The organism is Pontibacter toksunensis (assembly GCF_042686245.1).
GTDB lineage: Bacteria > Bacteroidota > Bacteroidia > Cytophagales > Hymenobacteraceae > Pontibacter > Pontibacter toksunensis.
The window spans coordinates 39,257-51,170 of sequence record NZ_JBHUOX010000030.1 but is presented as its reverse complement, the minus strand read 5'-3'; the positions used below and the strand labels follow the sequence as shown (position 1 = coordinate 51,170).

At 50.8% G+C, this 11,914-nt stretch carries 10 protein-coding genes; 1 reads left to right on the top strand and 9 read right to left on the bottom strand.

The window, feature by feature from the left end; translation table 11 throughout:
- Window positions 1–585 precede the first annotated feature (585 nt).
- Window positions 586–864: a hypothetical protein gene (locus tag ACFS7Z_RS24305; RefSeq protein WP_377490978.1), complete on the bottom strand. Its 279-nt coding sequence runs from the start codon at window positions 862–864 to the stop codon at window positions 586–588.
- On the opposite strand from ACFS7Z_RS24305, the gene ACFS7Z_RS24300 reads away from it, so the two are divergent.
- Window positions 752–3,727, top strand: a complete 2,976-nt coding sequence (locus ACFS7Z_RS24300) for a PQQ-dependent sugar dehydrogenase (protein WP_377490975.1) — start codon at window positions 752–754, stop codon at window positions 3,725–3,727. The two genes, ACFS7Z_RS24305 and ACFS7Z_RS24300, sit on opposite strands and share 113 nt — an antisense overlap.
- Before the next feature lie 123 nt (window positions 3,728–3,850).
- On the opposite strand, the gene ACFS7Z_RS24295 is transcribed toward ACFS7Z_RS24300, so the two are convergent.
- The 8 genes from ACFS7Z_RS24295 to ACFS7Z_RS24260 all read right to left on the bottom strand — a co-directional run bounded on the left by ACFS7Z_RS24295 (window position 3,851) and on the right by ACFS7Z_RS24260 (window position 11,732).
- A complete protein-coding gene (locus ACFS7Z_RS24295; protein WP_377490972.1) occupies window positions 3,851–5,248 on the bottom strand; it encodes an ABC transporter permease in 1,398 nt (465 codons plus the stop codon).
- A 3-nt stretch (window positions 5,249–5,251) separates the two neighbouring features.
- The gene (locus ACFS7Z_RS24290; RefSeq protein WP_377490969.1) at window positions 5,252–5,932 is read right to left on the bottom strand and encodes a DUF3526 domain-containing protein; all 681 of its coding nucleotides are present in this window, start codon (window positions 5,930–5,932) and stop codon (window positions 5,252–5,254) included.
- 24 nt (window positions 5,933–5,956) lie between these two features.
- On the bottom strand, window positions 5,957–6,673 hold the full coding sequence (locus tag ACFS7Z_RS24285) for an ABC transporter permease (RefSeq protein ID WP_377490966.1): 717 nt from the start codon (window positions 6,671–6,673) through the stop codon (window positions 5,957–5,959).
- Window positions 6,674–6,675: 2 nt separating this feature from the next.
- Entirely contained in the window at window positions 6,676–7,386 is a 711-nt protein-coding gene (locus tag ACFS7Z_RS24280; protein ID WP_377490963.1) for an ABC transporter ATP-binding protein, read from the bottom strand.
- Between the two features lie 52 nt (window positions 7,387–7,438).
- Window positions 7,439–9,619 carry a TonB-dependent siderophore receptor gene (locus ACFS7Z_RS24275; RefSeq protein WP_377490960.1) on the bottom strand — a complete coding sequence of 727 codons (2,181 nt, stop codon included), beginning with the start codon at window positions 9,617–9,619 and terminating at the stop codon, window positions 7,439–7,441.
- Window positions 9,620–9,635: 16 nt separating this feature from the next.
- Window positions 9,636–9,845, bottom strand: coding sequence for a carboxypeptidase regulatory-like domain-containing protein (locus ACFS7Z_RS24270; RefSeq protein WP_377490957.1), 210 nt, complete (start codon window positions 9,843–9,845; stop codon window positions 9,636–9,638).
- Between the two features lie 105 nt (window positions 9,846–9,950).
- A complete protein-coding gene (locus ACFS7Z_RS24265) occupies window positions 9,951–11,000 on the bottom strand; it encodes a succinylglutamate desuccinylase/aspartoacylase family protein (RefSeq protein WP_377490954.1) in 1,050 nt (349 codons plus the stop codon).
- Window positions 11,001–11,417: 417 nt separating this feature from the next.
- Window positions 11,418–11,732: a hypothetical protein gene (locus ACFS7Z_RS24260; protein ID WP_377490951.1), complete on the bottom strand. Its 315-nt coding sequence runs from the start codon at window positions 11,730–11,732 to the stop codon at window positions 11,418–11,420.
- Window positions 11,733–11,914 lie beyond the last annotated feature (182 nt).

The window sequence follows — 11,914 nt, the reverse complement described above, 5'->3', positions numbered from 1 at the left end:
GAGCTCAACACGGGAGTGTATATCCTGGTAGTGAGTACAGGCAAAGAGGCGAAGCAATACAAATTAGTCAAAGCAAAATAAGCATGAACATAAGGCTGGTTGCTTGTAGTACAGCTGAAAGCCTCGGCTTTCGTTTTTCTGTTGTCTTATCAATTACATGATTCTCCTGTTAAAGGCTCCTCATCCCGGGGAGCCTTTTCCTGTTTTTGAAAATGTGCTTTGTTCAATTTAGATCATAAGTATGTTGAAAAGATTTTGTACAAGATGAGGTGCCAAACCAAAATAAGGTTCATTTACAGTGGGTTGATTTTTCATTATTTGGACTGGAAAGAGGTAAGATTTTAGAACATACATTTTATTTTAGTTTCTCATTCATCCCCTCGAAAGAGTATGCAGGCTAAAGGAATAGGGCGATTACAAAAAAGAACCTCCCTTAGTACAACACTATCTTCACCTGACTAGTAGTAAGCACAACCTCACTATTCTGCGACACCCTCGTAAAATAGAACTGCATCTGATACATAATCAGCTTACATCCAACCCTATACGTTTCACTATTCTCCTATCTTCAAGAAACCTATATGACTAAACTTTTATGAAAAATTTTCCTTCAGCACCTATTTTCAAAAGGCTTGAAAGGCCCCTTTTAAATTCATTTCTTTTTCTCTTCACTTCTTTCATATCTATTTCCTTTTCTTCATTCGCACAAACCTTTCCCTCCGGCTTTAGCCAGGTACGTGTTGCTGATGGCATCAGCAAGCCTACAGTACTTGCCTTCGCGCCGGATGATAGGATTTTTATAGCTGAGCAGGGTGGACGTTTGCGTGTAATTAAAAACGGATCTCTGCTGGCAACCCCCTTCATGCAGTTAGAGGTTAACTCCTCCGGTGAAAGGGGCTTAATTGGCATTGCACTCGATCCAAATTTCAAATCTAATCAGTTCATTTACCTGTACTACACCGTCTCCTCCGGAACGATTCATAACCGCGTAAGCCGCTTTACAGCAAATGGTGATGTTGTTCTGGCTGGTAGTGAAAAGATAATTTTGGAACTGGACCCCCTGAGCAGCGCCACCAATCACAATGGAGGAGCGCTGCAATTCGGGAAGGATGGCAAGCTTTATATTGCCGTGGGGGATAATGCTAACAGCGCCAATGCACAAGAACTTGACACTTACCATGGAAAAGTGCTACGAATTAATGCCGATGGTAGTGTGCCGACAGGAAATCCCTTTACTTCCGGAACGGAGCAGAGAAAAAGGGTGTGGGCTTTCGGACTTAGAAACCCATACACCTTTACCTTTCAGACAGGCACCGGGCGGTTTTTTGTGAACGACGTGGGAGAAGGCAGCTGGGAAGAAATCAATGATGCGAGCACAGGTGGGTTGAATTTTGGCTGGCCAGGTGCCGAAGGAAACAGCACCAATCCGGCTTATGAAAATCCTGTTCATGCTTACAATCGCAGGTCCGACACTGAAAGTGGATGTGCCATTACCGGAGGCGCTTTCTACAACCCTACCACCTCTAACTACCCGGCCACCTACACCGGCAAGTACTTTTACCACGACTACTGCAGCAACTGGATTAATTATATCGATATATCCGGCAGCACAGCTGTGCAAACAAAGTTCGCTTCCGGGCTACCCGGCCAGTCGCTCAGTCTTACACTGGGCAATGACGGTAACCTGTATTACCTCAGCCGCAGCGCCGGAGCTCTCTACAAAATCATCTACGTAAACACAAGTGCGCCTTCTATCACCAGACAGCCGTCCGACGTTACCGTTACGGAGGGGCAGTCCGCCACCTTCAGCGTGAGTGCGTCAGGCACGGCTCCGCTCAATTACCAGTGGCAAAAGAATGGCGCCAACATTTCCGGCGCTAAGGGGGCTACTTATACTATTGCCAGCACCACCCCGGCTAGTGCCGGACAATACCGGGTTTTAGTCAGCAATGAAGCGGGGAGTGTCACCAGCAATGCAGCGACTCTTACCGTTACTACTTACAATGCCGCTCCAACAGCTAAAGTTACTTCACCGGTTCACCAAACACTGTACCGCGCAGGGACCGTAGTTTCCTTTACAGGAACAGGAACTGACCCAGAAGACGGCACTTTGCCAGCAAGTGCTTTTAGCTGGTCGGTAGAATTCCACCACGACACACACAAGCACGATGGACCACCCGTGGCGAGTGGGGTAAAAAGCGGTACCTTTACTATACCAGACGAGGGAGAAACGGCTGTGAATGTATGGTACCGGCTCATTCTTACCGTCACTGACTCGAAAGGCCTGAAGCACAGTAACTATATAGATCTGACTCCAAAGGTAGTTGCTGTAAGTCTTGCTACCAGCCCCGTGGGGCTACCGTTAAGCTTAAACAACCAGCCGAGAACCACACCTTACACACAGAACTTTGTATCCGGCATGTCCATTCCTTTGCATGCTCTCCCAACACAGACCTATGATGGCGTATCGTATCAGTTCAGCAACTGGTCTCCTGGAACAGTTGCTGGCGGAAAAATAACGGTCCCGGATGTGAACACCACTTACACTGCCAGCTATAGCCCGGACAGAAGCCAGGAGCTTAGCGGCTTTACACTGATGAATGCTGATACAGACCAGCCCATTGCGGGCTATGATCCCATTGCAACGGGTGCTACACTCAATCTGGCTGATCTTCCCACTCAAAACCTGAACATTCGCGCTAACACCACCCCTGCTAATGTGGGGAGTGTCCGTTTTTCGTTTGATGGCACAGAGAACTACAGAACCGAAAGCTTTTCACCATACTGCATTGGTGGAGACCAGGGAAATGCTGATTATTTACCCTGGGCACTCCATGAAGGAAGCCATACGCTTACAGGAACACCCTTTTCCGGTGCTGGCGCAACAGGAACAGTCGGGACTGCTAAAACAATCACGTTTACAGTGGTCAACACAGCAATAGCTAACTGCACTGCAACGGGAAGCATCCTAAGAGAATATTGGGAAAATGTGCGTGGTGAGTCCACTGCATCCATACCTGTTTCCAGTGTGCCTACCTTCACTTCCCAGCTTTCCTCATTCGAAGCACCCGTCAATGTTGCTGACAACTATGGGCAGCGGCTCAGAGGCTATATCTGTGCGCCAGTTTCTGGCAACTATACCTTTTACCTGGCATCAGATGATAAGTCTGAGCTATGGCTGAGCACCACCGACAACCCTGCAGACAAAGTGAAGATTGCCTCTGTATCAGGCTGGACGTACCCCCGGCAGTGGGACAAGTACGCCTCGCAGAAATCTGTGGAAGTGTGGCTGGAGGCAGGTAAGCGCTACTACATCGAGGCCCTGCACAAGGAAGACTGGGGTCTCGACAACCTGGCGGTGGCCTGGCAGCTGCCGAGTGGTGCAATAGAGGCGCCCATACCGGGCAGCAGGCTTTCGCCTGTACTGCAGAGCCAGGCTGCCTCCGCACAGGTAGTATCTGGAAGCGAGCCGGGGTCAGAAAGCTTGCTCATCAGCTACTATCCGAATCCTTTCGAAGAGGAGGTAACGCTGCAGTTGCACGGTAAGAAGGAAGAGAAGTACAGCCTGAAAGTGTACGATGTAAGCGGTAGGGAAGTGTGGCACCGGGAGGACATAGCGGCTGATAAGCCCCTCTCGCTCGGGAAAGACTTTGCTACTGGCGTATATATCCTGCAGGTAAGCACAGGCAGGGAGGCAAGGCAGTATAAGCTGGTGAAAGCCCGGTAAGGTTTGTGGCACTGCTACTGAAGTAGCAGTGCCACAAAACAACTTGGGTATAAATGGTCTTCTCACCTAAAGCAAAAGGCTTCTGATAGACAGATTTTTAGTTATTGATTTAATACGCCTCTTTCAGGCGATGGCCACTGAACTCCTCCCTGCTACCTTCACCCTGAAAAGCAAAAAACCTACGGCAAACACCAGCAGCACGCTCAAGAATAGTTTTACAAGCCCGCTGAGAGCAGTAGCAAAATCAGGTGTACTTGTAAAAGTATGCCTTGGCTCTCTCTCGTAATCGGCATGCGTGAAAGCTACCTGGTTAAAGAGGAAAGGGTAATAATACTGCCGGAGCGAATCGTGGTGTCGGGTAGCACTCTGCAGGAAAGCCAGGTGTGACGGCAGGTCTGAGCCTGCCATGGCATTAAAAATACCCTGCACATTCACGGGCACCGACAGCACATTCAGTTGCGCTACCAACTGATGCCGTGCCTGCAGGCTCAGCTGGTAATCCCTTGCCAGGTCCTCCACCGCCACGTCACCTAGGTGCTGAAAAGCATAGTACCAGCGCCAGGCAAAGCGCCCCTGAATCTCAGTAGTGTCGGCCCATTGCGGGTACAGGGCGAAGAACTTGTTCATTGTTTCCCGCTTTGGTTTATCCCACCCCCCATGCACCACCTCGCGCTGTTTGATGGTTAACTCCAGTGCCTGCGGCACAGGCTGCTTCACGGCCACATACACATTCAACAGGGCTGGTATAATAATGGTCAGCAGCAGCCACACGCCCAACAAGGTTACGGCGTTGAAAGCTGAGTTCTTCTGCAGCGCTGCCACCAGGTAGGCCACGCCAAACCAGAAGAGGCAGTAAAGCAGCACCACCGCCAGCCACATGCCTACCCGCACATCGGGCACTACCTGCCCCCATACTATGGCTGTTACCGAAAGCAGCAGCGCCAGCCCCAGCACGAGCAACAGCCGGAATGTCAGCTTGGCTCCCACTACCATAGGCAAACCTACAGGCTGCGACAGCAACAGGGGCAACGTTCCCTGCTCCTTCTCCGCTGAGAGGATGTTAAAGCAAAGTCCGATGATGAGCAAAGGAAACAGGTACACCAGCACAAAAGCCAGGTCAAAGTTACCGGACAGTACTTTGAGCGGGTTGATGTTCTCTGTGTCGTACAACTGCGACTGCAGGTTGAGCAGGCGCAGTTTCAGGTAGTAAGGGTTCACGTCGCGCTGGCCCATGGAGAGGCTGGCCCAGGAGTCCGGGTGATTTACGGCAAAGGTGGAGTGGTAGTAACCAATGTCACCTGCGTCGGCATCCCCCGGGAATTTCACCTTCATCTCTTCCACGTTATGCTCCGTCAGCACATCCAGGGCCGCTATGTTTTCCCGCTGCCTTTCTATTTCTGTGGTGCCGTAATAAATACCGTACAGGCCTGCGAACAGAGTGAGGGCCGTCAGAATCAGCAGCCCCTTATCAGCCCTGAAGTTGAGCCATTCGTATTTTATCAGTATCCGGAAAGTCCTCATCGTTTAAGCAATTTTTGTTTTGTCAATCAGCCTAGTTCCCACTGTGCTCACCAGCACCAGCCACAGCAGCATGCCAGCTATGGATACTATGTGGTTGCCGAGCGCCCATTCCGCAGGCGGCGTTTCATAAGTGAAAGGGGTAAAAGCTTTCCAGGTCTCGCCGCTCAGGCGCGTTTCTTTGTCGCCGTACTTTATCTGTGTAGCCTGAATGTGGTTCAGCTTTTGGGATTGATTGTAGCGGTACTGCTCGGCCATCTTCTGGAAATGTATGTAATGGCTGAAATCGGAGCCCGCCATGCCCATGGATAAGTGGCGCACGGCCAGGTAAGGGTTCAACAAGCCTGCATATTCCGAGATACTGTTCTGTTTCTCAAAGGTGCCTGTCAGCTCTACGAAATGCTCCTGAAATACATGGCTGCTCTGCTCCTCTCCTACTGCCATCAAAATACCGTCGAAGTTCACGGGCAACTCCTCCGGTGTCTGCACCTTATACTTCTTCAAAAGCTCTTGTTTCAGGGCCTCCGCCCGTTCATCCTGCGAGTTATGTCCGTCTATGCCCTTGGCCACTTCCTCATGCACATCGGCCTCCATCTGTGCTTTGGTGGGAGTGGTGTATAAATTCGCTCCTAGGTTGGCTGCGGCCTTTGGCGTAATGACACAGAAGAGAATCCAGATACCCAGCAAGGTGACAAGCGCTGTACTGGAACGCTAGTGAAGCGCCGACACCACCACCGACAGCACAATAAAAATAAAAAAGTAGACCAGGTAAAAGACCATAAACAGCAGCAGCCTGACCACTACATCCCCTCCCAGTTCGAAGCCGCCTCTGCCAAACAGCAGCAGGCTGGCCAACACTAAAGCAGGTGCCACCACCAGCGCCACCACTTTACTATAGCCTGCTATCTTGGACCAGGCCACCTGCCGGAGCGCTATACCCTGGCTCAGCAGAATCTTTAAAGTACCTGTCTCTTTCTCCTGCGTAAAGGCTCCGAAGCACAGGAAAATAATGAGCAGCGGAATGAGCATCTGCAGCACAAAAGCCACTGTCATCTCACCAAACCGGATGAGCGAAGAAGACTGTTGCGCCTGGCTGAAGTTGGCGCTGTTCTGACGGTGCGCCTCCATGTACACGGAGGACCCTGTATAGGAATCCATACCGAAATCCAGGAAGCTGATGCTGGACATTGGCCGGAAAGCATAGGAGCCATAGTGCGCCATGCGGTGCGGGTGGCGGTCTGCGGCATTGGCGAACTGGTTGTTTACTGTTTCCTGTGCCACGTCGCGCTCGGCCTGTAAAGTCTTATAGCTGTGCAGCCCCACGATGGTGGCAGCGAGCAACAGCAGCAGCACGATGACGCTTAAGGCCATAAAGCGGCTGTCGCGGAGGGTGCTGATGAATTCTTTCTTTGCGATACTTTTTACCATACTTATATATGCATGTGGTTCAGGTATAATTTTTCCAGCTCGTTTGCCTCCAGGTCGGCGGCAGGCAACACCTCCACCAGCTCACCCTCCCGCATAATGCCGACTCTTGTGCCCACTTCCTTTGACCGGAAAATATCATGCGTGGCCATAAAGATGCCGGTGCCTGCGTCGCTAAGCTGCAGCAGCAGCTCTGAAAATTCGTTGCTCGCCTTCGGGTCGAGGCCTGAGGTTGGCTCGTCGAGCAGCAGCACCCTGGCGTGTTTGGCCACCGCAATGGCAATGCCCACCTTCTGGCGCATACCTTTGGAGTAACCTCCCACCCTGCGGCTGGCGGCTTCTGCAGGCAAGCCTGCCTGCACCAGGTAGTACATCAGTTCATCTTTTGAGTAATCAAACCCTGCCAGGCTGCTGAACAAGGCCAGGTTCTCCAGCCCCGTCAGGTTGGGGTACAGCATCACGTTCTCGGGTATGTAAGCCAGGTACTTTTTTACTTCCGTAATATTTCTAGCTACTTCCAATCCGTTTATGTAGGCCGCGCCCGAGGTAGGCGTGATAAACCCCAGAAACAGGTTGATGGTGGTTGATTTCCCCGCGCCGTTCTGCCCCAGCAGGCAGAAAATTTCACCGGCCCGTATTTGCAGGTTCAGGCCCTTCAGCGCCAGCTTGTCCTGGTAAGCTTTTCTGAGTTGCTTTGCTTCTAGGATAATATCCATTTAATAATTTTTAAGTTGCTTGATAATGTGATTTGATTTGAAAGCTACTCCATCAGAAAGTATAGCCAATAGTTGTCATGAAATTGCGTGTAGCTCCCGGGCTTGAGCGGAAGTAATCGTATCCTCCGACAAAGTATTGCGCATCCAGCACGTTGTTCAGGTTAAAACTGAACTTAAACTTATTGACGTTGTAGAAAAGCGCTGCATTGGCCACAATATATGCAGGCCAGTAGTCCCACATCAGTTCGCCTGTGTTTACCTGGTTTACCTGCACCTCCATGCGCCGGCGGCTGACGTGGCTGCCACCCACTGCCACACCAATGCCTCTTAAAGCAGGGACGATGAATGTGTATTTTGCCCAAAGCCCCGCCGAATGCTTTGGAGCGTTGGCAGCCATCATTCCATTCTCAGCACTTAAATCGGCTTGCAGCACTTCTGTGTGGTTGAAGGCATAGTTGGCGTTAAGGCTGAAGTTAGGCATCAGGTTTCCTACCAGTTCCAGTTCCGCCCCCTGCGACCTTGTTCTGCCGTTCTGCCGGTAGATGGGATTTCCTTCCTCCGTCAGCTGAAATGTATTGACAAGGGTATTCTGCTTCTCAATCTGGTATACCGACACCGTGGCATACAAAGCTTTCCGGAAGAACTCCCCTTTCAGCCCTGTCTCCACCTGGTAGCTGGATTCGTTTTGAAAGGGCTCGCTTCTGCCGTAGCGCTCCGGGTACCTGATGTACTGTGGATTGACTGGTCTGAAGCCCTGGCTGTAGCTGGCAAAGTAATTCAGGTTTTCGCGCAGCGAGTATGTTACCCCCACCCGTGGCAGCAGCACATTCTGCCGGATCGTTTCCTCCCCGTCTCCGTAGTCCCGCTCATCCCGGAACATCTCGTAACGCAGGCCCAGCAGCAAGCCCAGCCGCTCCGTCACCTCCATTTGGTCCTGCACATACAGTCCGGTGGTATGGTATACATTGTTGTTGTAATCGATAAAGAACTGCGGTACCGGACGACGGATATAACTGCTGGCGTTCTTCAGCTCGTACACCGGGTTTTTCAGGTCAAACGTCAAGGGTACCGCCTCGCCATTTATCAGCTGCTGACGCGCCTCAAACATGGTGCTGTTTTTGTCTGTATCGAACTTCACGTAATCAGCTCCGAGCGCTATTTTATGGCTGATTCGTCCCGTATGCTGCGCCAGAGAGAAGTAAGCCGAAAGGTTGTCGGTATACTCTTTGGCCCGCCGCTCAAAGTAACGCAGGTTCATCACCGTGTTCAGCGGCGCATCGGCAAAAGTGTTCAACGTGCGGTGCTCCCGGATGTCCTCTGCATAAGCAAACTTCATGTAGGCAGCATTAAACGATAGCCTGTCATTGATTTTATGGTTCAGCGATGCATTCAGCGACAGGTCATATACGATGAAATGGTCGTTGGGCTGGTTCAGGGCAAACGAGAAGGGAAGCGCATATAAGTCTCCGCCTTGTATAGGTAGCCCGCGGTCCAGGTACCCGTTGAAGCTGCTGTACACCACTTCCGCGTTGATGGTGGTGTAATCTGTGGGGCGGAAGGTAACCGTTGGCGCAATTATAAGTGAATTCCGGTCGTTCACGTCCCGGAAGGTTTTGGTGTCTTCGTAGCCTATGTTAAGGCGGTACAGCATCGTTTTGTCCTCGTTCAACGGTCCTGTGAAATCCAAGGTTGACCGCATCGTCTGAAAACTGCCTATTAAGAAGCCTAGGGCCTTGCGGCTTTCCTCCAGCGGCTTTTTAGTGACCATGTTGATGGTGCCGCCTGGGTTAATGTCGCCAAACAAGGCGGCACCCGGGCCTTTCAGCACCTCCACCCTTTCCAGGTTAACTGTAAGCGGCACCCGGAAAAAGCCGTTGCCGTAGCTGTAGCCCGAGCGAAGGCCATTTACCAAACGGAAGCCGCTCTCATAGCCGTTCCGGAACCCGCGCACTGTCAGGTCATCATAGCTGGAGTACTGGTTTACACCGGCCACGTTCTGCACCACCTCATTCAGCCTGAATGCCTGCTGGTCTTCCATTAGCTCCTTGGTGACAGTGGAAATAGTCTGTGGCACATCTATCACCAGGCTGGACGTTTTCGTGCCGATAAAGCTGTATTCGCTCTTATAGGTGGTTTCCTTCCGGCCCATCACCTCCACTTCCTGCAGCGCATTGGATATGGCTTTAAGGTGAAAGTCAACATGGGCATGCGGAGCTAGTTTGTTTAAAACCACCTGCCGCATCTCCTCCTTAAAGCAGGCCTTTCACAATAACCGTAATTTCCCCCAAGGGCAGGTTAGTGATTGTATAAGCCCCATCAGGCTGTGTGACTGCAACCTGACTGTTTTCTTTCAGGAGAAGGGTGATGCCTTCAATCCCGTTTCCGTTGTTGTCCGTTACCTGTCCGCTGATGGAACCTGTGTTTTGGGCCACAGCAGCAAACCGGAGCAGGAGCAGCATTAATAAACATGTATATCTTTTAATATGATTGATTTGGTAGTGACAAGCCATGCTATGCCCGCTATACAAAGCCGGATGCATGCTTCTCATTTTCTTGTTTGAAGGTTAGGGTATGTGCCCGATGCTAAACAGGCCGTCTCCTTTTTTTATAGGTGGGTTGAATGTCTTGTAGAGTATAACCCCGTCTGTCGGGCAGGTGACATCGGCCACATGATTTCCGAACAGGTCGGTGATGTAGCCAAGCATCATCCCCTTTTTCACGTAGTCGCCGCTGGAAATGTCGCTGTAAAAGAACCCCTCGTGCCCGCTCTCTACAGAAGTGCGCCGGGCTATCATCACCGGGTTTTTTACGGAGGCTGGCTTCCCCTCCAGAATATGCAGGTGGCGCATCAGGCTCAGCAAGGCATCATGAATTTGAAGTACCGGCTTCTCCTCCACAATGCCCATCCTGCCGCACTCAATGTCCACGGCCGGAATGTTGCGTTTGGTGGCCTCACGGGAGCAGTAAACAGCTTCCTCTTTCAGCGTTTGCTCGTTGCCGAACTGCACGATAAAGTCAAAGCCCAGGGCCACCGCCATTTTCCTGGCCTTTTCCGACACCTCCGGCATGTCGTAATAATTGTAGTAGCCTGAGTAAGGCCTCAGGTCATTGTTAGCATCGCCGGCATGCACGTCAACAAAATAGTCGCTGCGCGCAATCACCTCATTGGAGAGAATATGGGCGATACACTCTGTCATGGTTCCGTTTGGCTTGCCAGGGAAAACACGGTTCAGGTTTTTGCCGTCTACCGGGTTTATCATCAGAGTTCTGTGCAGAAATGCTGGCACATTGGCCATGTGCACCAAAAGAACTGTTCCTTTCATTTTTGCAGGGTCCAGGTGCCTTGGGAGCTGCTGGGCAGCTATGATAGGCGCATATTCGAGGCCATGCATGCCTGCCGTAATGCCCAGTACCGGTCCGCTTTTGCTCCCATGGAAAACAGTAACAGGTATCACCGTGCTGTCCTGCCCACTGCTTACCGGCAGTAAAAACGCCCGACTGGTGCCGGGTCTTATTTGCTCACCGGCGAAGGAAAAAGGCCTGACCTGTGCAGATGCCGCGCCATGGGTTAACAATGCAATTAATAAGAAAAAGTAGCTGAATAAGATTTTCATCTTCATTATGAAATTGAAAAGAAGTAGCCGGATAAGTTGAAAATATCAGGAAGCACAGGAAGGTTATTAGTACCGCTGTTGGCACCAATCCTTGCGGTGCAAAGTTTAAAGTCCGGCCAATGCAAACTTTGCCTCTTGCGTCGCCTCAGCTTGCAGAAGAAAGTATGGCCACAGCACTGCTTGGCAAGCTTTGAAATGCTTTGCTGGCTTTACGTATGGCATGGCTAAGAAAAAAATAAACTTCGTGCTTTTCCTGCTTTAGAATGCACCAGATTCACCTGTTGCGGTCTGAAACATCATCTGCAACAGCGTTACGGAACAGCCAGGAATACAGAATTTCCTCTTACAGCCAGGAACATGGTTGCAAAAGACCTGTCACAGGATTGTGCTGGCTGTTTTGATGCAATAAAGGAGTAGCTACGCTATTGGAGGCCCACGCAGGTAGGTGTTGTTGGGAAAGGTAAATTTCCAGGCGAAACTGTAGGGTGATACGAAGAGGCCTGGTTTGGGAGCTGTTACAAGCCCTGAAGAGAACGCAGGAAGCGCGAACTCACTGTTGCAGAAATCAGCCACATCGCAATGCAGGTGCGCTTTGCCAATAGTGGTTTCTGAAGTGAATGTGTCGTCTGTGTGTTCGTGCTGGTGCAGCGCCAGTATAGCAGCCTCAGGTGCCAGTACCCTGCAAAAGAGCACCAAAAGTAAAGTGGCGATATAGGACTGGCAGCTGTTCATTTTAAGGTTCAGGCGCTATTTAAAGAACCTGGTAATTCAGTCTCTTCCGGCAGGACGCAAGGAGTGTTGCGTTGTGCTGTAGCCGGAGAAGGACCTCGATTATGATGCAATGTTAAAGATAAGCTTTTGTGTTCGCAACAAAATGGCAAAAACTTTACAAAAAGAATAAATCAAACGCTATT

Excerpts from the sequence above, each read along its gene's own strand:
- ACFS7Z_RS24265 (WP_377490954.1), bottom strand. The coding sequence starts at position 11,000 with ATGAAAATCTTATTCAGCTACTTTTTCTTATTAATTGCATTGTTAACC.
- ACFS7Z_RS24305 (WP_377490978.1), bottom strand. The coding sequence starts at position 864 with ATGAAGGGGGTTGCCAGCAGAGATCCGTTTTTAATTACACGCAAACGT.
- ACFS7Z_RS24260 (WP_377490951.1), bottom strand. The coding sequence starts at position 11,732 with ATGAACAGCTGCCAGTCCTATATCGCCACTTTACTTTTGGTGCTCTTT.
- ACFS7Z_RS24270 (WP_377490957.1), bottom strand. The coding sequence starts at position 9,845 with ATGCTGCTCCTGCTCCGGTTTGCTGCTGTGGCCCAAAACACAGGTTCC.
- ACFS7Z_RS24285 (WP_377490966.1), bottom strand. The coding sequence starts at position 6,673 with ATGGTAAAAAGTATCGCAAAGAAAGAATTCATCAGCACCCTCCGCGAC.
- ACFS7Z_RS24295 (WP_377490972.1), bottom strand. The coding sequence starts at position 5,248 with ATGAGGACTTTCCGGATACTGATAAAATACGAATGGCTCAACTTCAGG.
- ACFS7Z_RS24280 (WP_377490963.1), bottom strand. The coding sequence starts at position 7,386 with ATGGATATTATCCTAGAAGCAAAGCAACTCAGAAAAGCTTACCAGGAC.